We start from the raw sequence: 26,623 nt of genomic DNA, 5'->3' as shown, positions 1-26,623 counted from the left end.
CCGGATCGATCAACGGGAGGACGATATGGAATCCACCACCCCGCATCGCGACAGCGCCGTGTTCCTGCGCTCCGCGCTGCGCGTGGACGGCTGGAGTACGGGAATCTTCGGCGGCCTGCTGCTCGCCGGAGCGGGACTGCTGCGCGACCCGCTCGGGCTGCCCATGAGCTGGAGCATCGCGTTCGGCGTCGTCATGGTCGGCGGTGCGTCGGCGCTGCTCACGATCGCGCGGCGCGCCGAGGTGCCCGCACGCCACGGGCAGGTGGTCGTCGCGGTCAACGCGCTGTCGGCCGTGGGAATGATCGGACTGGCGGGGTCGGGCGTTCTCGCGCTGACCGGGCTCGGGGTGGCGTTCCTGCTCGTCGGCGCCGCGGCGGTCGCGACCTTCGCCGGATTGGAACTCGCCGGGTTGGGCAGGCTCCGTGATCGGTGACCACCGCGCACGATGACGACCGGTGGCGGTCCGCCGAGGAAATGGCGGCCGAGCGGCGAATGAGCGGACGGCGCGTCCGCGGTGCGTACGGGTCACCGGAAATCCGTTGTGGTTGCCGGGCGAGACCACCCCTGGCCGAGGCACGAGCCCGCAGCGAGGGCGACTGGCGGCACGCGCTGTCGGATCGGGCGCAGTTCGTCGCCGAGTCGGACGGTGGCGAGGTGGGCATGCTCGACCCGGAACGCGGTGGAGTGCACCTGATCTCGATGTGGGTGGCGCCGCGGGCGCGGGGTACCGGTGTGTCGGACCGGCCGGTCCGCGCGGTGCTCGACTGGGCGGTCGAGGGCGGGCACGACGTCGTCCGCTTGGAGTTCGCCGAGCACAGTGCCTTCGCCGAGCGGCTGTACCCGCGTAACGGCTTCGCGCGGACCGGGGGCAGTGGACCGATCGTCGAGGACTGGTTTGCCCTTCCATCCGCAGGGTATCCGGGCCGCGACGGCATCCGGGACGTCCGTCCCGCACCGCGACGCCGAGCACAGGAGACAGCCATGAACGATCGCCAACCCGCGGACAAGGGGACCGACGACGTGCCGGGCACCGGCGGTGCGCCGAACGGAAGCGGGCGGCCGTCCCACGGTGCGGCGGACGCGCTGAGCGGTGCGGCGGGGGCGAGCCGGAAGGCCGAACCCCTCGCGCGGCCCGCTGCGGACACGTCCGGCGAGGACCACGGTGATGTCGCGGGGGCCCGGACGGAAACGCGTCGCCCGGCGCGGGTTCCGGAAGACGCGGCCGTGCAGGCGAGCGGTGCCTTCGGTGCGGCGCCGGAGCCGGAGACCGTGACGTCGGCGCAAGTCTCCGAAGATGCGGCCGCGGAGTTCAGCGGTGCCGGAGACGAGTCCGAGACCGCGACCTCCGCACAGGGCCCGGAGAGCGCGGCTGCGGCGGCAGGCGGCGTTGCGGGGAAGCCGCAGACCGTGAGTTCGAGGCAGGATCCGGAAGAACCGGCGGGCGGCGCGGGAGGAAAGCCGGAGACGGTGACGTCGGCCGAAGCCCCGGAAGGCGCGGGCGACCTCGCAGGCACAGCAGGAACCACGGAGGCGGGATCCACTGCGCGGCACTCGGCCGGGGACGCCGACCGGGAGGAGACACCGATAGCGGAGTCGGTTCGCCGCGCGGCCGAGCGCGCCGAACAGGTCGAGGCGGACGCCGCCGCGGCAGCCGAACGCGGCGCCGCGGGCATCCCCGGCCCGGTGGCCCGCCCGGGCCGCACACTGCTGGAGACGCTGCGGGACAAGCCGATCCTCGCAGCCATCCCCGCCTCCACCCTCGCGTTCATCCTCTGGCGCGCGTTGCGCCGGCGCTGATCTCGCCCTTCAGACGCGACGTCGATAGACCTGCCGGGATCCGCCCTCCGGCCCGGGAGCCGCGTCCTCGGCGGGATGGAAACCCATGCTCTGGTAGAAAGCGCGCGCACCGCTGGCGACCGCGCCGGGATGATCGGCGCCGAAGGTGACCGCTTCGAGCGTGCCGGGGGCGGGCACATACCGGCGGATCGCGTCCGCGATCAACGCCCGCCCGATGCCGTGGCCGCGCGCCTGTTCCGCGACGACCAGCCAGTGCACCCGATAGATCGGCGGCTTCGGCCCGAACAGGAGGCCGCCGAGCACCTCCGCGCCCGCGGACCGGGCGACCAGCGCCGTACCCCGCTCGACGTGCCGCAGCACCGCGGCACGGAACCCGGCGTCGTCGGCGGCCGCGCCGAACCAGTGCTCTACCTGACCCGCCAGTTCGGAGAAACCGGCGAGGTCGTCCTCCCGCGCAAGCCTGACAATCATCCGCGCCATCGTGACAGCATCGGCCCGCTCCGTCGACTCGGGGGCGGCCTCAGCCGGTGCGACCCCGGAGCGCGCCGTCCAGTTTGGTGAGGAATCGTCCGAGGTGGGGGTCGGTGCCGGGGAGGGCGAACCCGGCGACGTCACACCAGCGTTCGCCGTCGAATTCGCGCGGATCCAGGGCGTGGCGGCGGGTGCGGTCACCGCGGATCACGTACCACAAGCTGACGTCCTCGTGAGCGTCAGGGCCGGCGGTGGTCGCGACCGTGAGGAACAGCGGATCGGGCCCGATGACGTCGAAGCGTGCCTCGATGCCGATCTCCTCGGCCGCTTCGCGTCGCGCGCTCTCGAGCGGATGCTCGCCGGGATCGACATGCCCTCCGGTCGGCAGCCAGAGCCCGGAGCGGCGGTGCGCGCCGAGCAGCACTGCCCGCGCCCGGGGATCGACCAGCACGACATAGGAGACCAGGTGCCGCGGCGGCGTGGCAGGTCGGACCCGCCGGAAGATGTCGCCGGTCGCCGCCAGCCAGCTGAGCGTGATGTCGATGTGCTGCTGTTCGAGCCCGTCGAGCGGCGTGATCCGGCGCACGACGTCGGCGACCACGACGGAATGCATGGCAGGGACTGTAGCGCCGGGCACCGACAGCTTCAGCCTTCCAGCACAACAGGTTCGAGCCGCGCGGTCTACGTCGCGGCGCGCTCGAGCGCGACGGCGGCCGCCGCGAGTTCCAGCGCCGCTTCGTCGAATACTTCGCGCGCGCCGGCGGCGCAGTATCCGGGGGTGGTCAGAGCGCCGACCCCGTCGGTGTCGATCAGCAGGCCCGAATCCGGTAGAGCGCCGTAATCGCCGGCCAGCGCCGCGAGGTCACGCCGCAGTTCGTCCCCCCGGCGCAGCAATCGGCCGCCGTTCTTCCGAGATCAATGGATCGATCATCGGTGCCTCGTTCCGATCGGCGCGTGCTGTTTCGCAAACCTGTCGAGAGCGGCACCGATGTGCGGCCCGGCCGCATAAGACCGGGCCGCCGAGAACCTATGGCCGCAGCACAGACACCAGGAATTCGGTCTGGTCGTACACGGCCTTCTCGAAAACCTCGTCGAAATAGATGTCGAAATGCCCGGCGGGATAACGCTTCACCACCGCGTGCTTGGTGCGCTCGGCGGCGCGCAACGCCGATTTCACCGGTGCCACGGAGTCGTCGTCGCACAGCGCGTACAACACCGGCATCTTCAAAGCCTTCGCGCGTCGCCCCGGTGCGTCGAAGAGTGTCGAGAATGCCACCCGCGCGGCCACTTTCGGCTCGTAGGTCTCGCTCTCGTCGGTCAGCCTGCGAAAGCCGTCCGGCACGTCGGGCGCGCTCATCAGCGCCGCGGCGCGCTTGCGGCCGGCGAGCCGGATCCCGATCGGCTTGCGGCGGATCGGCGCGAGCAACAGGTCGGCGGCGGCGATGACGGCCACCTTGACCGAGCTGATCGGCCCCTTGGCCAAGGCAGAGGACAGGCCGCTGGTGAACGGCACCTGCGCGACCACGGCCGCGAGATAGGCGTCGTCCGGCGCGACCGACAGCACGTGCCCACCCCCGAAAGATGTGCCCCACAGAGCGATCCGGGTCGCGTCGATGCCGCGCAGGGTGCGCGCGTACGCGATGGCGGCGTGCCAGTCCGCGCGCTGGCGCGCGATGCTCAGCAGCTGGCGCGGTGTGCCTTGACTGGCGCCGAAGTGCCGATAGTCGAAGACCAGGACCGCTATACCCGCCGCCGCGAACCGCCGCGCGTACCGATCCAGTCCCATTTCCCGATTGGCCCCCAGGCCGTGTCCCATCACCACTAGCGGGCGGGGTTTGGGTGCGCCGTCCGGGCGATATAGCCACGCCGCGCACTGTTCGCTTCCGGATGGGAAGCCGACCTCGACACGTTCCATGGCCACCAACCGTACCCAGTATCCTGGGACGGCGGACGAGTTGGTCGGGCGGCCGCGGCGTCGGGAACGGGCACGGTGGTGTCGCCGCCCGGCGCCGAGGAAAGTCCGGACTCCACAGAGCAGGGCGGTTGTTAACGGCAACCCGGGGTGACCCGCGGGAAAGTGCCACAGAAAACAGACCGCCCACGGCCTTCGGGCCGTGCGGTAAGGGTGAAACGGTGCGGTAAGAGCGCACCAGCGCCCCGGGTGACCGGGGCGGCTGGGTAAACCCCGCCCGGAGCAAGGTCGAAGGTCGCACCGTCCGCGGTGCGGCTGCGCAGGCGCTCGAGGGCTGCTCGCCCGAGCCTGCGGGTGGACCGCTCGAGGCACCCGGCGACGGAGTGCCCAGATGGATGGTCGCCCCCCGGCCTCAGGGCCGGGGACAGGATCCGGCTTACAGACCAGCTCGTCCGCCCCCTGGGGCTGCTTCGCACCCCTGCCCGCAGCCACGGAGTTTCCGTGCCGGGGACTTCGATCGGGTATGCGAAGCACGCCGGGAGGAGCGGGGTCAGCACATGAGTTTGGCCATTTGATAGATCGCCTTGGCTTCCTCGGCGCTGGGCTGGGTGGCGCCGCCCGCGCGCTTGGTGATGTTCTTGACGACCTCGTCCTCGGACTTGCCCGCTTTGATGTCCCCACAGGTCTCGGTCAGGATGCTCGCGATCTTCGCGTCGTCCTTGCCTTCGGCCAGCTTGGGGAACGCGCCGCGGAAGCTGACGAGGAACGCGCCTGTCTTCACGCTGTCGACCTGGGCGGCGGCCTGCGCCGTCGTCGTGCTGGCGGAGGAGGTGGCCTCGCTGGTCTTGTCGTCCCCGCAACCGGTGAGGAGCAGGGCGAAGAGGGTGGCGCCTGCCGCGAGGGCGGCCGTGGTTCTGGCCGCGTGCGCGGCGGTAGTTCTTGTCACGCAGCGGCATGCTAGCGGCCTGTAACCACCATCGCCTCCCGTGAGGTGAACGGGAGGCGACGAGGAGTGGGAAAAGAATCGCGCGGTCAGACCGGGTTGATCACGAAAACCTGAGCCCAGTACGCGGCCTGCTCGGGGCCCAGCAGAGGCAACAGGTAGTCGTACAAAATCGATGACATAGGTGTGAAGCTCCCAAATTGTCGACGTGTGGGACATTTCCGAAGGCGCGGGCGAACCCGACGCCCGTCACGGCGGGCCACGTTAGCAGCGTGACCGTCCTCATGTCGCGCGGCCGGATTTTCCGCTGTCCGATTCGTTCGGAACTGGCCCTGATCGTGATCGACGTCATAAAGTAGTCGCCGTTGGTAAGGCCCGATGCGGGGCAGCACCGGGCTATTCATACTTCGATCGCGGGAAAGCAGGTCTCAACACATATGCGAGTAGTTCGCTCCATGGTCGCCGGCGCATTGGTCGCGGGCGCCGCTTCGATTTTCGCGGTGCTGGGTGCGGGTTCGGCGGGCGCGGTCGCGGTGACCCCGCTGCCGGGTGGGGTTCAGGTCGACCTGAGTCCTGCGGACACGGTGTGGGTGCACCAGAACCACGTCGGCCTGGCTCTCGCCGGGCTGCCGCACCCGTCCGCCGCCTCCTTCGGCGAGGCGCTGGACGCCGCCGCTCAGGTGTCCTCCTCGGTGCCGGGCGGCCGGGTCACCTTCACCGTCTACGGGCCGTTCGACCAGTTGAACGGCACCATGCTGGCGCTGCAGTAGGACCGGCGCGCCAGCGTGGAACTGCACCAGCGGATCGTCTCGGCGCCGGTCGATTTCGGCGCCATCCGATCCGAGTTCGGGCTGGCCTCGGCGTACCCCGCCGAGGCCAGCGCGGAGGCCCGCGACGCGGTGGACGTGTTCGCGGGCGACCGGGTCGATCGCACGGACATTCCGTTCGTGACGATCGACCCACCCGGGGCCATGGATCTGGACCAGGCCCTGCATATCGAACGCACCCCGGGCGGCTTCACCGTCCATTACGCCATCGCCGATGTGGGTGCCGTGATCGCCCCTGACGGCGCGCTCGCCGAAGAGTCCGGCGCGCGAGGGCAAACCTTCTATCTTCCCGACGGCACCGTGCCGCTGCACCCGCCCGTGCTGTCGGAGGGGTCCGCGAGCCTGCTTCCCGAGCGGACGCGTCCGGCCGCGCTGTGGACCATCGAGCTCGATGAACAGGCCGAACCGGTGCGGTTCTCGGTGGTCCGCGCCTTGGTGCGCTCCCGGGCCCGGCTCGACTACTTGCGCGTGCAGGCCGACGCGGAGTCCGGCCTGCTGCATCCCTCGATCGCGGCCCTGCCGGAATTCGGCGCGCGCCGCATCGAGGCGGGGGTGGCGCGCGGCGCGATCGGTCTGCGATTGCCCGCGCAAACCGTCGTCGAGGACGAGCACGCCGACGGGCACTGGCGGCTGGTGGTGGAACCACGCACCGCCGCCGACGACTGGAACGAACAGGTCTCCCTGCTGACCGGCATGTGCGCGGCCCGGATCATGCTGGACGGCGACGCACCCGCCGCGGAGAGGGTCGCGCTGCTGCGCACCATGCCGCCCCCGTCCGAACCCGCGCTCGAATCGATGCGCCGGACCGCGCAGGCGCTGGGCGTGGACTGGCCCGACGGCGAACCGGTCGGGCAGATGCTGGCCCGGCTGGCCACCGGCACACCCGCGGCGTTGGCGCTGATGTCCGAGGCGACCACCCTGCTGCGCGGAGCGTCTTACACCGTGGTCGACGGCGCGGCCGGGGAGCCACCCGGGCCCTCCACCCTGCGGCACAGTGCGATCGGGGCCCCGTACGCGCACGTCACCGCTCCTTTGCGGCGGTTGTCGGACCGGTTCGCGACGGAGATCTGCCTGGCCAGGTGCGCGGGAGCCGAGGTGCCGCGCTGGGTGCGCGACGGGCTGACGGGCGCGGCCGACGCTATGCGGCGCAGCGACAGCATCGCGGGGAAGCTCGAGCGCGCCTGCATCGACCTGACCGAGTCGAGCGTGCTGGCGCGGCGGATCGGTGCGGAATTCGACGCCGTCGTGGTGCGCGAGGCCAACGGCAACCGGCCGGCCGTGGTCTTCGTCGCGGACCCGCCGGTGCTCGGGCCGTGCGTGGGGAAACCACCGGAAGGGGAGACGGTGCGGGTGCGGCTGCTGTCGGCCGACCCGGCGGAGCGCAAAGTGGCCTTCACCTACCCGGTGTGACCGGGCGCGACGGCAACTTCCGGGTCACCCGGTGATGGCCGCTCCGAACAGCGCGGCGGCGGTAGCCGGATAGCGGCAAAGCTCGTGCCCGGCTGCCGCGTCCTCCGCCGCCGCGAGGATTTCGTAGAGACCGGCGTCTTCGCCTGCCGCGGCGGCCTCGGCGGCCCGGTGCAGGATCGCGTTGTGCGACTCCACCGCGTCGCGGTGATCGCCGAGCACGGTTTGGAGTTTCTTGGCGCGACTGCCGCGATCGGCGGCCTCCTCGCCGATCACCTGCTGCGCCGCCTCGCACGCGTACCGCAGCCGCTTGGCGCTCTTGCGGATGTCGTGCAGCAGCTCCACGCGTTCCCGCGGGTCCACGGTGGGCTCGGCGCGGACCAGGGACTCCACCCGGTCGAGATCGCGGCGCAACACCTCCCCGAAGACGTCGGTCGCGGACGCCGCGGCGCGGGAGTGGCGCAGCGGCGGATCGGTGCGCCACCCGGACAGTTCTTCGCGCAGCTCGCGGTAGCGGGTGCCGTCCAGTGCGCTCAGCACCTCGTCGTGGGCCGCGCGATAACGATCCCGTTCGGCCCGCACCAGGCGCGTCGTGACGGCGTCGAGGGCCGCCTGGTCGGCGTGGTCGGCGTGCTCGGCCAGCAGCGCGGCGAACCGGTCGGCGCGCACCTCGGCGTCGCGCGCCGCGCCGAGCAATCCGGCCAGCCACTTCAGTTCCGCGCCCATCGCGGCGGCCGATTGCTTGACGAGCAGTTTGCCGTAGGACCGCAGCACGCTGCGCAGCCTGCGGGTGGCCACCCGCATCTGATGGACCGAATCCGGTGCGTCGGCCCGGACCTCGGGCTCGGCGGCGAGAAGCCGGTCGATGTCCTCGCGCAACGCGTCCACCAGCGCGTCCCCGGCTGTAGTCACGGTGCTCGCCTCCGCTTTCGCGAATCGGTCGGTCGCTTCGATCAGGTGGTGCGTGATGCCGGGTTCGCTCGCCGCGTGCCCGGCGTCGTCGACGATGTGCAGGACCGAACCCGGCCAGGCCCGGTGCAGATCCCACGCGCTGACCGCCGGGCAGACGATGTCGTGGCGGCCATGGACGAGCACGGCGGGGATGTGCGCGATAGCGCCGATGTCGCGCAGCAGCTGACCCTCCTCGAGGAACCCGCCGTGGCGGAAGTAATGGTTCTCGATTCTGGCGAAGGCCAGTGCGAATCGCGGCTCGGATGTCTCGGCCACCCGATCCGGGTGGGGCAGCAGCGAACTCGTCGCGCCCTCCCAGCTGGACCAGGCGACCGCGGCCGCGCGAGCGAGGTCTTCGTCGGGTGAGTGCAGCAGCCGGTGGTAGACCTCGACCAGATCCTGGTCGCGCTCGTCCTCGGGCACCGGCGCGAGGAACTTCTCCCACTCGTCGGGGTAGACGTAGCCCGCGGCGCCGTTGTAGTACCAGTCGATTTCCTTGCGCCGCAACAGGAAGATGCCGCGCAGCACCAACTCCGTCACGCGCCCGGGGTGCCGCTGCGCGTAGGCCAGCGCGAGCGTGGATCCCCACGAGCCGCCGAACACCTGCCAGCGCTCGATGCCGAGATGTTCGCGCAGCGCCTCGATGTCGGCGATCAGGTGGCCGGTGGTGTTGTGCTCCAAGCCGGCGCCGTCGGCCAGGTGCGGGGTGGAGCGGCCGCACCCGCGCTGGTCGAACAGCACGATGCGATAGGCGGCAGGATCGAAGAACTGCCGATGGAACGGCGCGGTGCCGCCGCCGGGCCCGCCGTGCAGGAATACCACCGGCTTGCCGTCCGGATCGCCGCTGACTTCCCAGTAGACGGACTGGCCGTCGCCGACCGCCAGCATGCCGGAGGCGTGAGGCTCGATCGGGGGATAGAGGGTGCGCATCCGGCCGCCCGGCTCAGAACGCCAGGCCCGAAGCCAGATCCGGGATGCCCAACGCGTCCACGGCCTGCTGACGCACGTCCGGGCAGCTCTTGGTGGTGACGCGGTCGACGATCGGCTTGTCGGCCAGTACCGCGCCGTTGATGCCGCCGTTGCGCAGCGCCCACTCGTGCACCAGCGCGTTCAGGCCGATCTTGCCCAGCGTCCCGCCCTGGATCCGCCAGTTGGACAGCTCCGGCCGGATCATGTCGCACAGCTGGACCGCGGCGGCGTCGGAGATCTCCGGGCTCGCCGGTGTGGTGCGGCCCGTGGTGGTGCCCGGCGTGGCGGTGGACGACGCCGTGGTCGAACTCGAGCTTCCGGTGGGGGCCGGGCCCGAGTCGCTGCCGCAAGCGGTCAACGCCGCGGCGGCGAGAGCGCCCGCCACCAGCAGGGTGCTGCGTGAAATCCAACGGCTGTACGGCATGGGTACCTCTGGTCGTGTCGGTATTGTCGGCATCGAGTCTGCCATTGATTTCGCCGACCGGCCCGAACCGGCCGTTTTCGGTGGGAATAGATCAGCGGAAGTGCGCGCGCAGCTCGTCGAGCAGATCTGTGCGCACGCGGTCGAACGCCGGTTCGGCGTTTTCCACAGTTTGCCACGGATGTAGGGCGACCAACGGAGCCAGCCGGTCGGCTGCGGCGATCTCGGCCTCGGATACATCAGCCATCTGCCGCCAGCGGTCGAAGTACGCCGCGCGATAGGGGCTGTGCAGCACGCGGTGGGACAGGAACGGATGAGTGATCACCGCGTCACCCCAGTCGAAGAGCAGGCCCGGCCCCGGCTCGCGCGCGAAGACGTTGCCCGGGTGCAGGTCGTTGTGCTCGATGCTGAGCCTGCCGGACGTGGTCAGAACCGCAGCGGCCGCTGCGATGCGGTCGCCCAGCCCGGGCACCCGGGGCTCGAAATGCCGGTATACGCCGATCAATTGGTGCGGTGGCAGGTACGGGGTGCCGGTGGCGCGCAATTCGTCCAGATGCCCGGCGAGTGACTGCTGGAGTTCGGCGTAGTGGCGGACCAGGGCGGGCCATCCGTCGTCGAAACCCTCTGCCGTGGCGCCACCGTCCGGACAGAGCAGCCATCCGTTGTCCGGGTGCACCGCGAGCGGTTCCAGCACATTGCCGGGGCGCAGGTATGCCAGCAGCCGCAATAAGGGGCCCTCGTGGGCGAAGGCACGGGCGTTGGCCTTCACCCACATCGGCCCCGCGTCGGTGGGCATGCGGGCCAGCAGTGACCATGCGCGCCGCTTGGTTTCCACCACCGCGCCGGTGATCTCGATCCTCCGTGCGCGCAGCACAGTGCCCGCCCAGCCCACGAGAGGTTCCAGCGGTTGGCCGAGCAACGTGACGGGCGCGTGGGCCGCTCGGCCGGTCGCTTCGAAGTCGCTTGTCAGAAGCTGTGCTCCGGCCCGGGGAAGGTGCCCCGGCGCACTTCGTCGGCGTAGGCCGCGGCGGCGGTGCGCAATTCGTCACCGACGTTGCCGAAGCGCTTGACGAACTTCGCGGTCTTGCCGCTGGTGTAGCCCGCCATGTCCTGCCAGACCAGCACCTGCGCGTCGGTGTCGGCGCCGGCGCCGATGCCGACCGTGGGAATGGTCAGCTTGCGGGTGACCTGCCCCGCCAGCTCGGCCGGGACCATCTCCATGACCACGGAGAACGCGCCCGCCTCCTGGACCGAGATGGCGTCGGCGATCAGCTGCTCGGCGCCGTCGCCGCGGCCCTGCACCCGGAATCCGCCGAGGGTGTTCACGCTCTGCGGGGTGAAGCCGATGTGCGCCATGACCGGGATGCCCGCCGCGGCGACGAGCGCGATCTGCTCGGCCACCCGCTCGCCGCCCTCCAGTTTCACCGCGTGCGCCCCGCCCTCCTTCATGAACCGGGTCGCGGTGGCCAGCGCCTGCTGCGGGGAGGACTCGTAGGTGCCGAACGGCAGGTCGGCCACCACCAGCGCGTGCGGCGCGCCGCGTACCACTCCGCGCACCAGCGGGATGAGTTCGTCCACGGTGATCGGCACGGTGGTGTCGTAGCCGTACACGACATTGGCCGCGGAGTCGCCGACCAGCAGCACCGGAATGCCTGCTTCTTCGAACAGCCGCGCGGAGGAGTAGTCGTAGGCGGTCAGCATCGCCCAGCGCTCGCCGTCGGCTTTCATCTGCTGCAAGTGGTGCACCCGGGTCTTGCGCGCGACCTTCTTGGGCTCCGCGGGCGCCGCACCGTAGGCAGGGGTTTCCGAATCGGATACGGACATCATCGTCCTTTCGTCTGTGTCGCCTCGGGGCCCGTCCGGGTCCCCGGGATTGTCTGACGAGAATCAGTGTGCCACTCGCCACCGAGGCGGATTAAGGCCGATGACCGGTGCAATTGGTCACAACCCGAAGTTTGCCCGGGGCGGTGCCCGCGCTCGGCCGATGGCAATATCGAGTGCATGTCGACGGTGCGGAACGGGCGCGGTGCGCTTTCGGTGGCGGTGCTGGCGTCGGTCGCTGTCCTGATGTCGGGGTGCGCCGTCACCCGCACCGAATCGGGCCAGCCGACGCCTGCGCCGCCAGACGGGCTGGAGAAGTTCTACAGCCAGACGGTGCAGTGGGGTGACTGCACCGGTTTCGGCGGGCCGGACGACCGGCTCCCGCCGAGCACCGAGTGCGCGCGGATCACCGTCCCGGTGGACTACGCGGCGCCCGGCGGCGCGACCGCGCAGATCGCGATCTCCCGCACCCGTGCCACCGGGCGGCGGGTCGGTTCGCTGGTGATGAACCCGGGCGGGCCGGGGGAGTCCGGTCTCGGCTTGTCGTCGCTCGGCAACAAGACGGAGCTGGCCGAGCGCTTCGACCGGATCGGCTTCGACCCGCGCGGCGTCGGCTCCTCCGTGCCCGTGATCGTCTGCCAGACACCTCCGGAGCAGGACGCCGAGCGCGCCGAGCCGGAGGAGGACTACACCCCGGCGGGCATCGCCGACGCCGAGGCCGACAACCGCCGGTACGCCGACCGCTGCGCCGAGCGCACCGGCAAGGACTTCCTCGCCCACGTCGGCACCCGGGAGGTCGTGCAGGACCTCGACGTCATGCGTGCCGCGCTGGGCGACGCGAAGCTGACCTACGTCGGGTACTCCTACGGCACCAAGATCGGTTCGGCGTACGCGGAGAAGTACCCCGACCGCGTGCGCGCCCTGGTGCTGGACGGCGCCATCGACTCCTCGCAGGATCCGGTGCAGGAGTCGCTGCGCCAGGCGGCGGGCTTCCAGAAGGTGTTCGACGCCTACGCCGCGGACTGCGCGCAGCGGCCGGACTGCCCGCTGGGCTCCGATCCGGCGCAGGCGGTGGCGCGGTTCCGCGCGCTGGTGAACCCGCTGTGGGACAAGCCGGCGCAAACCACCGATCCGCGCGGGCTGACCTACGGTGACGCGCTCACCGGCGTGCGCCAGGCGCTCTACACAGACGAGTTGTGGAAGGTGCTCACGCTGGGGCTGTCCGAGTTGCGCGACGGACGCGGCGATACGTTGCTGGCGCTGGCTGATCTGTACGACGGCCGCCGCGACGACGGCACCTACGCCAACACCACCGACGCGTTCAACGCGATCCGCTGCGTGGACGATCCGCGCATCGCCGATCGCGAGGTCGCCGGACGTCAGGACGCGGAATACCGCAAGGCGGCCCCGTTCCTGGACGACGGCCGCAGCACCGGCGCGGCGCCGCTGGAGCTGTGCACCGCGTGGCCGGTGCCGAACACGAGCGAACCGCATCGCATCTCCGTGTCGGGTCTGCCGAAGACGGTGGTGGTCTCGACGACCGAGGATCCGGCGACGCCGTACCAGGCCGGAGTGGATCTGGCCGCGCAGTTGGGCGCCGCGCTGATCACCTATCAGGGCAACCGGCACACGGTGGCGCTGGCGGGCGGCGTGCCCTGTGTGGACGACGCGGTCATCGCCTATCTGGTCGATCTGACCGTGCCCGCGCCCGGCCTCACCTGCTGAGGCAGGCGGGCGCGGTTGCTGATCGGTGACGCCACCCGGCCCGGTTCGGAAAAACCTCACAAACGGGACGATCCGGCTGTGCGAAGTCTTCCGAAAACATCCAGGTCAGCAATCTTAAGCGTGTATGTAACACAGATTTAACGCCGGATGCTTACGCTCGCGGGCATGGATCGCCAGAAGGAATTCGTGCTGCGGACGCTCGAAGAGCGGGACATCCGCTTCGTACGTCTCTGGTTCACCGACGTCTTGGGCTACCTGAAATCCGTCGCCATCGCGCCCGCCGAGCTGGAAGGCGCGTTCGAAGAGGGTATCGGATTCGACGGATCGGCCATCGAGGGCTTCGCCCGGGTCTCCGAGGCCGACATGGTCGCCCGGCCGGATCCGTCGACCTTCCAGGTGCTGCCGTGGGCCACCAGCAAGGGCCACCAGCACTCCGCGCGCATGTTCTGCGACATCACCATGCCGGACGGCTCGCCGTCCTGGGCCGACCCGCGCCACGTGCTGCGCCGCCAGCTGAACAAGGCGGGCGACGTCGGCTTCAGCTGCTACGTGCACCCCGAGATCGAGTTCTTCCTGCTGGAGAACGGAACGCGCGGCGGCGAACCGATCCCGGCGGACAGCGGCGGCTTCTTCGACCAGGCCGTGCACGATTCGGCGCCGAACTTCCGCCGTCACGCCATCGACGCGTTGGAGTCCATGGGCATCTCGGTGGAGTTCAGCCACCACGAGGGCGCGCCCGGCCAGCAGGAGATCGACCTGCGCTACGCCGACGCGCTGTCCATGGCCGACAACGTGATGACCTTCCGCTACCTGATCAAGGAAGTGGCCATCGACGAGGGCGTGCGCGCGACCTTCATGCCCAAGCCGTTCGCCCAGTACCCGGGCTCGGCGATGCACACGCACATGAGCCTGTTCGAGGGCGAGACCAACGCCTTCCACGACCCGGACGACCCGATGAACCTGTCGGAGACGGCGCGGGCGTTCATCGCGGGCATCCTCGAACACGCCCCGGAGATCAGCGCGGTCACCAACCAGTGGGTGAACTCCTACAAGCGCCTCATCCACGGCGGGGAGGCTCCCACCGCCGCCTCGTGGGGTCGCTCCAACCGTTCCGCGCTGGTGCGCGTGCCGATGTACACGCCGAACAAGTCGTCCTCGCGCCGCGTCGAGATCCGCAGCCCTGATTCCGCCTGCAACCCCTACCTGGCCTTCGCCGTGCTGCTCGCGGCCGGGCTGCGGGGCATCGAGAAGGGCTACACGCTGCCGCCGGAGGCGGAGGACGACGTGTGGTCGCTCACCGTCGCGGAGCGCCGCGCGATGGGCTTCCGTGAGCTGCCGGGCACGCTGGACGAGGCGCTGCAGGCGATGGAGCGCTCCGAACTGGTCGCCGAGACCCTCGGTGAGCACGTGTTCGACTTCTTCCTGCGCAACAAGCGCCGGGAGTGGGCGGACTACCGTAGCCAGGTCACGCCGTTCGAGCTGAAGGAATACCTGGGGTTGTAATCCGAGCGATGCCCGGGGGCGGCGTGCCCCCGGTCGCGGCCAGGTAATTTGAGAACCATGGTCCGGCCCCCTTCTGCGCGTTCCGCCGTCCCCGGTGTCGGTCGGCTCGGATTGCTCGAGCCGTCCGCTGCCGCGTCGCTGCGCGATCTGGGCTGGGACAACGTCGAGAGCATTCCCGTGCTGTGGTCGCTGTCCCGCGCGCCGGACGCCGATCTCGCGTTGAGCACGCTCATGCGGCTGCGCGAGAGCATCGGGGACGGATGGGACGCCGTCGATTCGGCGATCCGTGCCGATACGGCGTTGCGAGGCAGGCTGTTCGCATTGCTCGGCTCGTCCAGCGCGTTCGGCGACCATCTCGTCGCGGCGCCGTCGGCCTGGGAGTGCTTGCGGCGCAAGGAGTTACCCGGGCGCGACGAGCTGCTCGCCGAGCTGCTCGCCGTCGTCGAGGCCGAACCCGAGCAAGGCCCCAACGCGGCCCCGATGCTGTTCCGCGCCGGGATCGCCGGGCCCGAGGTGGTGGCGGCGCTGCGCAAGCGGTACCGCGACCAGCTGATGCTGCTGGCCGCGCTGGATCTGGCGGCCACGGTGGAGAACGAGCCCGTGCTGCCCTACCAGGTGGTCGGCAGACAGCTCACCGACCTGGCCGACGCCGCCCTGACCGCGGCGCTGGCCGTCGCGGTCGCGCGGGTCTGCAAGGACGAGCCGGTGCCGGTGCGGCTGGGCGTGATCGCGATGGGCAAATGCGGTGCGCGCGAGCTGAACTATGTCAGCGACGTCGACGTGGTGTTCGTCGCCGAACCCGCCGACGCCACCGCCACGCGCTTGGCCGCGGAGATGATGAGCGTGGCGAGTCAGGCGTTCTTCGAGGTGGACGCGGCGCTGCGGCCGGAGGGCAAAGCCGGTGCGCTGGTGCGGACCCTGGATTCGCACATCGCCTACTACAAGCGGTGGGCGCGGACCTGGGAGTTCCAGGCGCTGTTGAAGAATCGCCCGGCCACCGGTGATCTCGCGCTGGGCGAGCAGTACCGCGCCGCGCTGATGCCGATGGTGTGGTCGGCCTCGGAGCGTCCGGATTTCGTCGCCGACGTGCAGGCGATGCGCCGCCGCGTGGAGGATCTGGTACCCGCCGATCTGCGGGAACGCGAGCTCAAATTGGGGCGCGGCAGCCTGCGGGACGTCGAATTCGCCGTGCAGCTGCTGCAATTGGTGCACGGGCGGGTGGACGAGACGCTGCATGTGCAGGGCACCGTCGAGGCGCTGACCGCGCTGGCCGCGGGTGGGTACGTCGGCCGCGACGACGCGGCCAATCTCACGGCGTCGTACGAATTCCTGCGGTTGCTCGAACACCGGCTGCAGCTCCAGCGGTTGCGCCGCACCCACACGCTGCCCGCCGCAGACGACGAGGAGGGCATGCGCTGGCTGGCCCGCGCGGCGCACGTCCGGCCCGACGGCAGGCAGGACGCGGTGGGGGTGCTCAGCAGCGAGATCCGCCGGAACGCGGTGCGCGTACGGCGATTGCACGCCAAGCTGTTCTACCGGCCGCTGCTGGAATCGGTGGTGCGCATGGAGCCCGCTGCGCTGCGCCTGAGTCCCGAGGCCGCCATCCGGCAGCTGGCCGCGCTCGGCTACGCGGCGCCCGAGCACGCACTCGGCCACCTGAAAGCCCTGACCGGCGGGGTGTCCCGCAAAGGCCGCATCCAGGCCCTGCTGCTACCGACGCTGCTCGAATGGCTCGGTGAGACACCGAATCCCGACGCGGGCCTGCTGGCCTACCGCCGGGTGTCGGAGGGCCTGGCCGACCAGATCTGGTTCCTGCGGGAATTGCGCGACGAGGGGGCGATCGCGCAGCGGCTCATGATCGTGCTCGGCAGCTCGGAATACCTGCCCGATCTGTTGATCAACGCGCCCGAGACGATCCGGATGTACGCCGACGGCCCCGGCGGGCCGTTGCTGCTGGGCCCGCAGCCCGACGAGGTGGCGCGCGGCATCCTCACCGCAGCGGCTCGCTACGAGGATTCGAAACGCGCCGTGGCGGCGGCGCGTTCGCTGCGCAGGCACGAACTCGCGCGGGTGGCGTCGGCCGATCTGCTCGGCATGCTGGATGTACCGCAGGTGTGCCGGGCGTTGTCGTCGGTGTGGGTCGCGGTGCTCGAGGCGTCGTTGCGGGCGGTGATCCGGGCGAGTGAGGCCGAACGGGGCGCGCCCGCGCCGGCCGACATCGCCGTGATCGGCATGGGCAGGCTCGGCGGCATGGAACTGGGCTACGGCTCGGACGCGGACGTGCTGTTCGTCTGCGACCCGCGCCCGGGCGAGGACGAGACCAAGGCCGTGAAGTGGTCGATCGGAGTGGCCGATCGGGTGCAGCAGCTGCTCGGTGCGCCCAGCACCGACCCGCCGCTGCACGTGGACGCCGGACTGCGTCCGGAGGGTCGCAACGGCGCGCTGGTACGCACGCTGGCCGCCTACGCCGCGTACTACGAACAGTGGGCGCAGCCCTGGGAGGTGCAGGCGTTGCTGCGCGCTCATCGGGTGGCGGGCGACGAGGAGCTCGGGGTGCGTTTCCTGCACGTCATCGACAAGGTGCGGTACCCGGCAGGCGGAGTGTCGGCCGAGGCGGTGCGTGAGATCCGGCGGATCAAGGCCAGGGTGGACGCCGAGCGGCTGCCCCGCGGCGCCGATCCGGCCACGCACACCAAGCTGGGCCGCGGGGGCCTGGCCGACATCGAGTGGACGGTGCAGCTGGTGCAGCTACGGCACGCCCACGAGGTGCCCGGCCTGCACAACACCTCCACCTTGGAGGCGCTGGACGTGATCGAGCGGACCGAGCTGCTGGACGCGCAGGACGTTGCGCTGCTGCGCGACGCGTGGCTCACGGCCACCAACGCCCGCAACGCCTTGGTTCTGGTGCGCGGCAAGCCCACCGACCAGCTTCCCGGCCCCGGGCGCCTCCTGTCCGCGGTCGCCCGCGTCGCGGGGTGGCCCAACGACGACGGCAGCGAATTCCTCGACCACTACATGCGCGTCACCAGGCGGGCCAAAGCCGTCGTGGAACGGGTCTTCGGCGCCTGAGCCCCTCTCCGCGCCGGTTCGTCATGTCCCGCCCGGCTCGCACAGCCGGCTCACGCCTCGAGCGTGAGACCGGAGCGGGCCGCGCGCTGTTCGCCCCAGTCGTAGAGGGCGGTGAGGACGGGAACCAGGGTGCAGCCTTCGTCGGTGAGGGTGTACTCGACCTGCGGCGGCACCGTGTCGTAGACGGTGCGCCGGACCAGGCCGTCGGCCTCCAGCTCACGCAATTGCTGAACCAGCATCTTCTCGCTGGTCGCAGGCATCCGCCTGCGCAGTTCGCCGTAGCGGTGCACCCCCTCCTTCAAGTGGGCCAGGATCACCGGCTTCCACTTGCCGCCGATCAGGTCGACGGTCACCTCCACGGCGCAGTTGTAGCGCTTGCCGGGCACCTGTCCTCCGAGTACTCACCGAAAAGTGCGTTCTTGTAACACTGTAATCATCGCGATTCCATGGATGCCGTTCACCGGAACCCACACGCGCACATGGAGCGAAATTCTATGAAGGTCATCGTTTTCGACCGATTCAAGCCCGGCGTCACGCTGGAGACGATCAACCCGTACCTGCCCGAAGAAGTCGCCAACGTGTGGCGGCTGTGGAAGGCGGGCATCGTCCGGGAGAACTACGCCCGCGCCGACGAACCAGGCGTGGTCATCGTATTCGAGGTCGACAGCGTCGAGGAGGCCCGCAAGTACGTCGCGGACTTCCCGCTCACCAAAGCCGGGTACCTGGACTGGACGTTCGTCCCGGTGCAGGCCCCGTTGCCGCTGGAGGCGTTGATGGACCCGGCCGTCGACGTCGCCGAGCCCTATGACCGGACCGCGTGAGCATGCGGCACGCCTTCGGCTTGAGCATCCCGCAGACCGTCCCGGACGCCTGCGATCCCGCGCGGATGGCGCTGCTCATCTACGACATGCAGGTGGGCATCGTGCGGCAGATTCCCGGCGGGGAGGAGATCGTGCGCGCGTGCGTGCGGCTGCGCGACGCCGCGCGGGCGGGCGGCTTCCGGGTCTTCTACACCCGGCACATGTCGCTGCCGGTCGCGGCGTCGGGCGTCGCTCAGCTGCGCACGGCCATGTCCTGGCAGCGGGTGGACGAGCCCGCGGACCTGCGCTCGAGCTTTCCGCAGGGTTCGCCGCAATTCCAGGTGGTGCCCGAGCTGACGCCCGGCCCGGACGAGGTGGTGTTCGACAAGATCACCATGTCGGCCTTCGCGGCGACCCCGCTGGATTTCGCCCTGCGCGACTGCGGCATCGATACCTACGCCGTAGCGGGCATCGCCATGGAGGTTGGCATCGAGCCGACCGTCCGGCACAGCTTGGATCTCGGCTATCTGCCGGTCGTTGTCACCGACGCGTGTGGCGCCGGTCATCCGGCGGCTGCTGAAAGATCGCAGGTCACACTGGAATTCGCCGGTGGTTCGCTGACGACGGACACGGCGGAACTGAGTGAGCTGATGAGGCGGTGCGCGCCGTGACGCGGTGAACGCGGCACGATTCGCCCGGTGTGCGCCGACCGGGACCGCCGCCGTCGCCCGCTGGCTCGGATGCGCTGCGCCGGTATTCCACCGCCCTCGAATGGCCGACCACCGGGTTGGCGATCGTCAGGAGGGCCGCGAGCCGCGCGGGGCAGCGGCTCTCCCGCCGAGGCCGAGCACGCGGAACGCGCGCTTGCCTGCCGAACTCCGGGGACGGGGTGCGCGACTCGTGGTCGAAGGACCGGTCAAGGCGTGGAAGCGATCGACGAAACGGCGGATGGCCAGCCGGTCTTCGTCACCGAGCCCGCGCGCGGTCGTGACGGTGACCAGGTCGCCGGAGTCGATCCGCAGGACATCCCAGCACCACGGCAGGACGGGCGCGTGCACGCTGCGCCCGTTACTGCTGATCGTGATGCACGAACGGGAAATCCCCGGAATCACGGCCAGATCTTCGGCCATCCCGGCGGTGAGCGGTCCCTTCGCGCGGAATTCCTCGACGTACATCCTCCACCCCGTCACGTCGTCGGCAGTAGAGCCAGTGTAGACGTGCGGCCGATCTCGCTCGAGCACACAGAACCCACACTCGCGCTGCACCAGCTCTTCGAAGACATTGCCTAGGCTCGACCGCATGCGTAGATGGATGGACCGGGCGTTGCTCGGTGTGGGGTGGTGCGCAGTGGCCGCGGGTGCCATCGGGATCGTGCTGCATTTCGGGGCGTGGCAACAACGCGGACTGGTGTTGCTCGCATCGGGCGCGTCGTACTTCATGATCGGGGCGCTCGTCGGCCTCGTCCTGTTGCTGATCGCGCGCGGGTGGCGCAGTGCGGCGGTGGCCGGCGTGCTGGTCGCGGCGGTGCTCTGGACGCTGGTGCCCGCGTTCGTGCCGGAGAGCCGGGCCGCGAGCGGTCCCCGGTTGACCGTCATGCAGTCGAATATCTTGTTCGGCGGCGCCGATCCGGCCGCCGTGGTGCGCGCGGTGCGGGACAACCGGGTCGACGTGCTGACGGTCGACGAACTGACCGGCGCCGCGCTCGAACGCCTGGCGAGCGCGGGCCTGCTCGCCGAGCTGCCGCATCACTACGCCGAACCCACCCCCGACGGCGGTGGCGGCACCGGCGTCTTCAGCCGGTACCCGTTGCGAGACACCAGGAAATACGACGGCTTCATCCTCAACAATGTCTCCGCGACGCTGGATCACCCGGAACGAGGGCCGATCACCGTCTTCGCCTTCCATCCGGTCCCGCCGCCGTTCGACTTCCCCGCGTGGCAGGCGGAGATGCGCAGCGTCCGCGAAATCCTCGACGCGCATACCGGTCCCGCCATCGTCGGCGCCGACTTCAACGCGACCCGCGACCACACGGCCTACCGCGATCTCCTGCGCGGCCGCTTCGCCTCGGCCGCCGATCAGACCGGGGCCGGTCTGCTGCCCACGTTTCCCGAGGACCGCCGCTGGGGCCCGGTGATCGGCATCGACCACATCCTCTTGGCCGACGCCACCGCCGAACAGTTGCACACTCTTTCCGTCCCCGGTTCCGACCACCGAGCGCTGATCTGCCGAATCCGCCTGCGGTGATCGGGGTTCGTGCAACCCTCATCGAGCGCTGGGTCGCCATCCGCTTGCCGTACCCAGGTCGGCGTGGATCGTCGACGGCGAAGAAACTGTCGGCCGTGTGGATCCGGAATTCCGCGGTGTGCTGCGCGAAGCGCGGTCGTGGCGATTACGATGTGAGCGCTCGGCGGGCCCGAGACGCGAGCGGGTGACCGCGGTGCAGATCGGTTACACCGATGGCGCCGACGGTTGCACGAAGATCACCAGGAAGGAGATCGCTCAGCGCCGCGGCAATCTTCCGACCACCTTCGAACCGAGTGGGCAGCAGGCCCAGCTCCCGGTGGATACCGCCGCATTGACGAGCCTGAGCAAGGCGCTGGCGCAGATCTTCCCGGTCACCCGGCCGCCGCGATTCGACTACTTCGGGGTCGGCGGCAGCTGCTCGGACGCCACCGTCACCCGGCCGGTGTCGTACTGCACGGCTGCGAACCGGATCGGCACCGACGTCCCCGCCTGGCCCGCCGCGGCGGACCGATGGCGGGCGAGGACCCACTCTCGGCGGTCGTGGACGGCGACTACAACGCGTTCGTCGTCTTCGTGTCGCGGTACGCCCTTGCGGTGCAACGGGATCGCAAGCTGTCGTTGACCGGCGCGCAGACGGCCGGGCTGCGCACCGCCTGCCTCACCGGCGTGGTGACCGCCGAACTCAGCGAGCCCGGCAGCGACCCGCACCTGTCCGCGGGCGATCTGGACGAAGCGGTCTCCGGCCTGCTCGCCGACGGCGCGGCGGCCGCCGATGTGAACGGCAAGGTCGTGCCGAGCGGCTACCAGCGGTTGGAGGCATTCCGCACCGGCGTCCTGGACGGCGAGAGCGCCTGCCTGGCCAAATTCCGCTAGGCGCTACACCGGCAGCGACCGCAGCGAGGCGAGCGTGCCCGCCAGCGCGCGGGCCGCCTCGGCGCCCTTGGTCACGAAGTGCTCGGTGAAGTACGTGACGTGCTCGCTGTGCTCGTGGAAGTGGTGCGGGGTGAGCACGACCGAGAACACCGGCACATCCGTGTCCAGCTGTACGCGCATCAGCCCGTCGATCACCGCCGACGCCACGAAGTCGTGCCGGTAGATGCCGCCGTCCACCACCAGCGCCGACGCGACGATCGCCGCGTACCGGCCGGAGTGCGCCAGGCGCTTGGCGTGCAGCGGGATCTCGAACGCGCCGGGCACCTCGAAGACGTCGATGGTGGCGGGATCGAAACCGAGGTCGGCGTACTCGGTGCGGAAGCCCTCGTAGGCCTTGCCGACGATCGAGCTGTGCCAGCTGGCGCGGATGAACGCGATGGATCCGGTTGTGCTCATGTCGAGATACTACTTTCCGGTAAGGTGCGCTTCCAGCCACCCGGCGACATCCTCGAGCACTTTCTCCTGCTCGGGCTCGTTGAACACCTCGTGGTAGAGGCCCTCGTAGCGGATCACCGTGAGGTCCTTCGACCCCGCGCCGCGCTCGATGAGGTCGGAACTCGACGGCGCGGCGATCGCGTCGGCGGTGCCGTGCAGCACCAGCACCGGCACGGTGAGCCGGGCCAGCCGCTGCTTGACCGTATTCGTCGCGCTCAGCATCTCGGCGCCGGTGCGGGCGGGCAGCATCCCCCGATAGACCAGCGGATCGTTGTCGTAGGCCGCGACCACCGCTGGGTCGCGGCTGATCTGCGACGAATCCAGCCGCAGCACACCGAGATTCGGGGTGAACCTGCTCAACACCGGTGCGAGCATGCGCTGCACCGGATTGCCCACCGGGATGTCCAGCGGCGGGGCGGACAGCACGATGCCCGCCACGTCGATCGGCGCGCGGGTGGCCAGATACAGCGTGATCAGGCTGCCCATCGAGTGTGCGACCAGGAAGCGCGGCACACCGGGCTGCTCCCGGCTCGCGATGGCGAGCATGGCGGCGACGTTGTCGGCGGCGGCCGCCATGGAGCCGATGTTGGCCTTGCCGCCCGCGGACTTCCCGTGTCCGATGTGGTCGAGCGCGTAGACCGCGAAACCGGCGGTGACCAGACGCTGTCCGACGTGCGCGTAGCGACCGGAATGCTCGGCCACGCCGTGCACCAGGACGATCACGCCCCGCGCGGCGCCCTCCGGCAGCCACGCCCGCCAGGCCACTCCGCTGCCGATACCGTCGAACTCACCGGACTCGGTGCGGATCGCTGGCGGCTCGGTGGGCGTGGCATCGCCCGCCGTCGGCTCGGTCGTCATGCCTCGGCTCCTGACGTCGATGGCGCGCCGACCGTCGCGAAATGCTCGATCAGTCGCCGGTTGAACTCGATGAGTCGAGCGTAGTTGACCCGCGACAGCCGTTCGTCGGTTCCGTGGATCGAGGCCAGGTCGCGCTGGTCCAGCACGATCGGCGCGAAATTGCACCGGGTGCCCGCCAGGTCGTCGTAGTGCCTGGAGTCGGTCGCCCCGGGGACGATGCCGGTGGTCACCGCGATGCCGGGGACCACGGCGCGAGCCAGGCCCGCGATCAGCTCGAAGGCGGGACCGGGCCCGGTGATCCGCGACGGCTCCGACGACATGCCGATCAGCTCGAGTCGGATTCCTTTGTCCCGCACAACTTTGCGGGAGTGAGCCAGCACCGAGGCGACCGTGTCGCCGGGCAGGATGCGGAAGTTCACCATGGCTTCGGCCCGCTGGGGGAGGACGTTCGCCCGCACGCCGCCGCGGATCACGGTGGGCGCCGTGGTGGTGCGCACCATGGCCTCGGTCTGCGGCTGGGCGGCCATCACACGGGCAACCACCGGTGCGGCGATGCGCGCCAGACCGAGCAGACGCCGCCGCGGTGCGGGCATGACCCCGCGCAACCGGTCCAGCATGTCCGCGATCACGGGGATCAGGCGCAGCGGCATCGGATGGTCCTGGATGCGGCCCACCGCCCGCGCGATCCGGCCGACCGCCGTCTGCTTGCCCGGCATGGACGAATGCCCGCCGACCTCGGTGACCGACAACCGGACCGTCGCGTAGCCCTTCTCGCCGAGCATGATCGTCGCCACCGGCTGCCGCACGCCGTCGACGACGCCCGCGGTGATCACCCCGCCTTCGTCCAACAGCAGATCCGCCCGCACGCCCGCCTGCCGCAGATGGTCGGCCATGCGTTCGGCCCCCTCGCCGCCGAAGACCTCCTCGTCGTGCCCGAAGGCCAGGTAGACGGTGTGCCGGGGCCGCACGCCCGCGGCGAGCGCGGACTCGGCCGCCTCCAGGATGGCCAGCACGCGGCTCTTGTCGTCGATCGCGCCGCGGCCCCAGATGAATTCGTCGTCGACCACCCCGGCGAACGGCGGATGGGTCCAGCGCTGGGCGTCGTCCACCGGCACCACGTCTTGGTGCGCGAGCAGGATCGCGGCCACCCGGTCCGGTTCGACGCCGGGCCAGCGGTAGAGCCTGCTGTGGCCGAACCGGCGCAGCTCGAGCTCGGCGTGCACGCGCGGGAAGGACGCCCGCAGATGCGCGTCGAGGCGCTCGAACGCCGCGCTGTCGGCGTCACCCGGGTCGTCGGTGGACACCGTCGCGCATCGCAGCGCGGCGGCGAGGCGTTCGGCGGTCGGGTCGTCGACCGGCTGCGTCATCGGTCACCGGTGCGGTCGGGCAGATTCATGGGCACCGTTGCATTGTTCAACATGCTCGGGTCGAGGGCGATCGTCTTCTCGTTTCGCCACTTCACGATGCCCTCGGTGAGGCCACCGGCGAGTTCTGGACGACGCGTTGCGGTCAACAGGGGCAGATCGACGCGCGCGGACGTCACCGCGACGGAGGCGAAGGCAGGGGAGTGCGACCACACGTCGTCGACCACGTCGGTGATTCGCACGCCGATCCGGTGGCCCGCCGCGATCGGCCAGTCCTGGGCGAGCAGCCGGACCTCGGCGGTGTCGCCGACCGGAGCGATCCCGCGGGTGATGACGGTCGCGCGCAGGTCCGGGGCGATGTCGTAGAGCTCGACGGCGACCGTCGCGTTCGCCGGGCCGCTCAGCCGTAGCGTTGCGGTAGGAATGCCGGACAGGTGCTGGTCCGCGGTCAGCGGCGCGGAGACCGACCAGAGTTCACGGTCGGCTCCGGGGACAAGCCCGCGGTCGGTGTAACCGCCCGCGCGCAGCTCGACCGTGACCCGCTGCGCGTCGGCGGGCGGCCAAGCGGTCTCCGCGCGCCAGCGGCCGTCGAACTGGCCGACGGTGATCCGCGGCCCGGGGACCTCGATGTCACGGCCCGCCACGTGCTTGTCGAAGAAGGCCAGCAGCTCGGTGTCGAAGTGCGGTGTGCCGCATTTGTCGTGGCAGGTGCGGTGTCCCCACTGGCCGAACCAGGCCCGGTGCTCGCCGGGCCCGAGGCCGTTCCACAGATCGAACACGCGGTAGGCGCGGGTGTTGTAGTCGACGAAACCCTGGCCGAGGAACAGCGGAATCGTGCTGCCGCGCAGTCGCGCGACCAGGTCGCGGTCACGCCAGAACGCGGTGTCGGGATTGTGGTCGCCGATCTCGGCCAGGTACCGCTGATAGCACTGCCACGGCAGTTGCGTCGCGTTCGCCTGATATTCGCCGGAGTCCTCCGGACGCGGCGGGGTGGAAGCGATGAGCAAGTGCTCGAGCCCCGCGAAATCGGCCGGGCGCACACCGCTCTCGGTGATGGGCTTGCCGGAGAACTTCCATGAGACGCCCTGCATGTACAGATAGGAGTAGGGGTCGACGACCGGCTCGAACGCGCCCACCGCGGCGAGGCCCTTCGGCGCGGCGGCCAGGCCCATCAGGCCGGTCCAGGCTTCATACGACGTGCCGAACAATCCGACCTTGCCCGTGGACCACGGCCGGCTCGCCGCCCACTCCACAGCCGCGGCCACGTCCGCGCGTTCGCCGGGGCCGCCGAAGTCCGGGCAGCCGCTGGAGCCGCCGAACCCGCGCAGGTCGACGACGACGTAGGTGTAGCCCGCCCGCAGGAACAGTTCGGCGGTGAGGTTGTCGGTGGACGGCCCACCGGTCAGACGCGGCTCGCTCAGATACGCCAGGTGCGCGCGATACGGGCTGACGGTGAGGACGACCGGCGTGCGAGTGTCGTCCGCGACACCGGCCGGGCGCAGGATGTCCGCGTGCAGACGGGTGCCGTCCGTGCTGTCGATGAACGCTTGCCTCCACTGGTAGGGCACCGGCAGCGGTTCGGCGGCGGCGGTCACCGGGGCGAACGCGGCCAGCAGCAACAGCAGGCCGCACAGGGCACGAGACAGGACGGCGCGGTCGGTCACCATAGGACTATCGAGTGTGACCGGACGGCCGTCCAGCCCCCGGAACCGGGGTGGTCGTCCAGTAGCCGGGCAGACGCCATCCGGTGTCACCCGGACAGGCCAGTTGGCCAGGTCGGCCGCGGCGGTGAAGGGGAAACCACGCGGCGCACCGCGAGCGCAGAATGGCGTCGATGCGTTCGTGCGAGAATTGCGATTTCGCTTCCGGCCCCGCGTTTCCGGTGGCGAAGGAATGGTATCCACGCGAATCGCTTGCGATCTCCTCAGTGCATTCGGCACTCGGTTCTACGGCGGCTTCTCCGCACTGTCGTTGTAGGTGGTGCCCGTGCGTCCCGGACGCTGTCCGCGATAGCGGACGGACGTGGCGGTATCTCGTCCAACACCGAGTCCCCGAGGAGATGCCGCAGGTCGGCGTGGTGCCGAGGGGGACGGGAACCGATATGGCCCGATGGCTGTGCCCGGAACGAACCATGCCATGCCGCAATGAATTTCGCCTGGTGTCCGCGGCGCGG

26 protein-coding genes, 1 other RNA gene and 1 pseudogene are annotated in these 26,623 nt (G+C 70.4%); 12 read left to right on the top strand and 16 right to left on the bottom strand.

The window, feature by feature from the left end; all coding sequences use genetic code 11:
* Positions 1-25: 25 nt before the first annotated feature.
* Positions 26-433 (top strand): hypothetical protein, encoded by a 408-nt coding sequence (locus NNI01S_RS13155; RefSeq protein ID WP_063020349.1) that lies wholly within the window; start codon positions 26-28, stop codon positions 431-433.
* Positions 430-1,797, top strand: coding sequence for a GNAT family N-acetyltransferase (locus NNI01S_RS13150; protein ID WP_063020348.1), 1,368 nt, complete (start codon positions 430-432; stop codon positions 1,795-1,797). Before NNI01S_RS13155 ends, NNI01S_RS13150 begins: the two co-directional genes overlap by 4 nt.
* 9 nt (positions 1,798-1,806) lie before the next feature.
* Here NNI01S_RS13150 and NNI01S_RS13145 read toward each other — a convergent pair whose 3' ends face one another.
* The 4 genes from NNI01S_RS13145 to NNI01S_RS13130 form a co-directional block, all read right to left on the bottom strand.
* Complete coding sequence (locus tag NNI01S_RS13145) at positions 1,807-2,268, bottom strand: GNAT family N-acetyltransferase (protein WP_063020477.1); 462 nt, start codon at positions 2,266-2,268, stop codon at positions 1,807-1,809.
* Positions 2,269-2,317: 49 nt separating this feature from the next.
* On the bottom strand, positions 2,318-2,881 hold the full coding sequence (locus NNI01S_RS13140; RefSeq protein ID WP_063020347.1) for an NUDIX hydrolase: 564 nt from the start codon (positions 2,879-2,881) through the stop codon (positions 2,318-2,320).
* Between the two features lie 68 nt (positions 2,882-2,949).
* The gene (locus NNI01S_RS13135) at positions 2,950-3,162 is read right to left on the bottom strand and encodes a hypothetical protein (RefSeq protein ID WP_157114752.1); all 213 of its coding nucleotides are present in this window, start codon (positions 3,160-3,162) and stop codon (positions 2,950-2,952) included.
* A 133-nt stretch (positions 3,163-3,295) separates the two neighbouring features.
* The gene (locus NNI01S_RS13130) at positions 3,296-4,183 is read right to left on the bottom strand and encodes an alpha/beta hydrolase (protein WP_063020346.1); all 888 of its coding nucleotides are present in this window, start codon (positions 4,181-4,183) and stop codon (positions 3,296-3,298) included.
* 36 nt (positions 4,184-4,219) lie between these two features.
* Here NNI01S_RS13130 and rnpB point away from each other — a divergent pair.
* Positions 4,220-4,635, top strand: an RNA gene (rnpB, locus tag NNI01S_RS13125) — RNase P RNA component class A.
* 95 nt (positions 4,636-4,730) lie between these two features.
* Here rnpB and NNI01S_RS13120 read toward each other — a convergent pair.
* Complete coding sequence (locus NNI01S_RS13120; protein WP_063020345.1) at positions 4,731-5,126, bottom strand: hypothetical protein; 396 nt, start codon at positions 5,124-5,126, stop codon at positions 4,731-4,733.
* A 452-nt stretch (positions 5,127-5,578) separates the two neighbouring features.
* Here NNI01S_RS13120 and NNI01S_RS13115 point away from each other — a divergent pair, with 452 nt between their 5' ends.
* Complete coding sequence (locus NNI01S_RS13115; protein WP_245676089.1) at positions 5,579-5,893, top strand: hypothetical protein; 315 nt, start codon at positions 5,579-5,581, stop codon at positions 5,891-5,893.
* A gap of 15 nt (positions 5,894-5,908) precedes the next feature.
* Complete coding sequence (locus NNI01S_RS13110) at positions 5,909-7,360, top strand: RNB domain-containing ribonuclease (RefSeq protein WP_063020343.1); 1,452 nt, start codon at positions 5,909-5,911, stop codon at positions 7,358-7,360.
* A gap of 24 nt (positions 7,361-7,384) precedes the next feature.
* On the opposite strand, the gene NNI01S_RS35970 is transcribed toward NNI01S_RS13110, so the two are convergent.
* The 5 genes and pseudogenes from NNI01S_RS35970 to panB form a co-directional block, all read right to left on the bottom strand.
* Positions 7,385-8,245: a CHAD domain-containing protein gene (locus NNI01S_RS35970; protein WP_245676099.1), complete on the bottom strand. Its 861-nt coding sequence runs from the start codon at positions 8,243-8,245 to the stop codon at positions 7,385-7,387.
* Positions 8,246-8,290: 45 nt separating this feature from the next.
* Positions 8,291-9,238, bottom strand: a pseudogene (gene pip / locus NNI01S_RS35965) (prolyl aminopeptidase); the annotation flags it as partial.
* A 13-nt stretch (positions 9,239-9,251) separates the two neighbouring features.
* A complete protein-coding gene (locus NNI01S_RS13100; protein WP_063020342.1) occupies positions 9,252-9,701 on the bottom strand; it encodes a hypothetical protein in 450 nt (149 codons plus the stop codon).
* Between the two features lie 91 nt (positions 9,702-9,792).
* Entirely contained in the window at positions 9,793-10,590 is a 798-nt protein-coding gene (locus NNI01S_RS13095) for a phosphotransferase (RefSeq protein WP_157114751.1), read from the bottom strand.
* A 74-nt stretch (positions 10,591-10,664) separates the two neighbouring features.
* Entirely contained in the window at positions 10,665-11,522 is an 858-nt protein-coding gene (panB, locus tag NNI01S_RS13090) for a 3-methyl-2-oxobutanoate hydroxymethyltransferase (RefSeq protein WP_063020476.1), read from the bottom strand.
* Between the two features lie 177 nt (positions 11,523-11,699).
* On the opposite strand from panB, the gene NNI01S_RS13085 reads away from it, so the two are divergent.
* The 3 genes from NNI01S_RS13085 (at position 11,700) to NNI01S_RS13075 (ending at position 17,816) form a co-directional block, all read left to right on the top strand.
* Positions 11,700-13,244 carry an alpha/beta hydrolase gene (locus tag NNI01S_RS13085; RefSeq protein WP_063020340.1) on the top strand — a complete coding sequence of 515 codons (1,545 nt, stop codon included), beginning with the start codon at positions 11,700-11,702 and terminating at the stop codon, positions 13,242-13,244.
* A 165-nt stretch (positions 13,245-13,409) separates the two neighbouring features.
* Entirely contained in the window at positions 13,410-14,747 is a 1,338-nt protein-coding gene (glnA, locus tag NNI01S_RS13080; RefSeq protein WP_063020339.1) for a type I glutamate--ammonia ligase, read from the top strand.
* Positions 14,748-14,804: 57 nt separating this feature from the next.
* Complete coding sequence (locus NNI01S_RS13075; RefSeq protein ID WP_063020338.1) at positions 14,805-17,816, top strand: bifunctional [glutamine synthetase] adenylyltransferase/[glutamine synthetase]-adenylyl-L-tyrosine phosphorylase; 3,012 nt, start codon at positions 14,805-14,807, stop codon at positions 17,814-17,816.
* 50 nt (positions 17,817-17,866) lie between these two features.
* On the opposite strand, the gene NNI01S_RS13070 is transcribed toward NNI01S_RS13075, so the two are convergent.
* Positions 17,867-18,202 carry a winged helix-turn-helix transcriptional regulator gene (locus NNI01S_RS13070; protein WP_063020337.1) on the bottom strand — a complete coding sequence of 112 codons (336 nt, stop codon included), beginning with the start codon at positions 18,200-18,202 and terminating at the stop codon, positions 17,867-17,869.
* 108 nt (positions 18,203-18,310) lie between these two features.
* Here NNI01S_RS13070 and NNI01S_RS13065 point away from each other — a divergent pair, with 108 nt between their 5' ends.
* Entirely contained in the window at positions 18,311-18,637 is a 327-nt protein-coding gene (locus NNI01S_RS13065) for a YciI family protein (protein WP_063020336.1), read from the top strand.
* Between the two features lie 2 nt (positions 18,638-18,639).
* Positions 18,640-19,287: a cysteine hydrolase family protein gene (locus tag NNI01S_RS13060; protein WP_063020335.1), complete on the top strand. Its 648-nt coding sequence runs from the start codon at positions 18,640-18,642 to the stop codon at positions 19,285-19,287.
* Positions 19,288-19,413: 126 nt separating this feature from the next.
* Here the strand turns inward: NNI01S_RS13060 and NNI01S_RS13055 are convergent, their stop codons facing one another.
* Positions 19,414-19,806 carry a hypothetical protein gene (locus NNI01S_RS13055; protein ID WP_157114749.1) on the bottom strand — a complete coding sequence of 131 codons (393 nt, stop codon included), beginning with the start codon at positions 19,804-19,806 and terminating at the stop codon, positions 19,414-19,416.
* Between the two features lie 109 nt (positions 19,807-19,915).
* On the opposite strand from NNI01S_RS13055, the gene NNI01S_RS13050 reads away from it, so the two are divergent.
* Positions 19,916-20,860 carry an endonuclease/exonuclease/phosphatase family protein gene (locus NNI01S_RS13050; protein ID WP_063917445.1) on the top strand — a complete coding sequence of 315 codons (945 nt, stop codon included), beginning with the start codon at positions 19,916-19,918 and terminating at the stop codon, positions 20,858-20,860.
* Positions 20,861-21,370: 510 nt separating this feature from the next.
* On the top strand, positions 21,371-21,733 hold the full coding sequence (locus NNI01S_RS13045; protein WP_063020332.1) for a hypothetical protein: 363 nt from the start codon (positions 21,371-21,373) through the stop codon (positions 21,731-21,733).
* 3 nt (positions 21,734-21,736) lie between these two features.
* On the opposite strand, the gene NNI01S_RS13040 is transcribed toward NNI01S_RS13045, so the two are convergent.
* From NNI01S_RS13040 to NNI01S_RS13025, 4 genes are read right to left on the bottom strand one after another with little or no spacing between them, the layout of a single operon-like run.
* Entirely contained in the window at positions 21,737-22,189 is a 453-nt protein-coding gene (locus NNI01S_RS13040) for a 6,7-dimethyl-8-ribityllumazine synthase (protein ID WP_063020331.1), read from the bottom strand.
* Positions 22,190-22,198: 9 nt separating this feature from the next.
* The gene (locus NNI01S_RS13035) at positions 22,199-23,086 is read right to left on the bottom strand and encodes an alpha/beta hydrolase (RefSeq protein ID WP_063020330.1); all 888 of its coding nucleotides are present in this window, start codon (positions 23,084-23,086) and stop codon (positions 22,199-22,201) included.
* Complete coding sequence (locus NNI01S_RS13030) at positions 23,083-24,453, bottom strand: M20/M25/M40 family metallo-hydrolase (protein WP_063020329.1); 1,371 nt, start codon at positions 24,451-24,453, stop codon at positions 23,083-23,085. The genes NNI01S_RS13035 and NNI01S_RS13030 overlap by 4 nt, the downstream gene beginning before the upstream one ends.
* On the bottom strand, positions 24,450-26,117 hold the full coding sequence (locus tag NNI01S_RS13025; RefSeq protein WP_063020328.1) for a CocE/NonD family hydrolase: 1,668 nt from the start codon (positions 26,115-26,117) through the stop codon (positions 24,450-24,452). The genes NNI01S_RS13030 and NNI01S_RS13025 overlap by 4 nt, the downstream gene beginning before the upstream one ends.
* Between the last annotated feature and the right edge of the window lie 506 nt (positions 26,118-26,623).

Source organism: Nocardia niwae NBRC 108934 = DSM 45340 (genome assembly GCF_001613465.1).
In the GTDB taxonomy this organism is placed as follows: domain Bacteria; phylum Actinomycetota; class Actinomycetes; order Mycobacteriales; family Mycobacteriaceae; genus Nocardia; species Nocardia niwae.
Note: the sequence above shows the minus strand (reverse complement) of the source record. Positions and strands in the feature narration are given on the sequence as shown.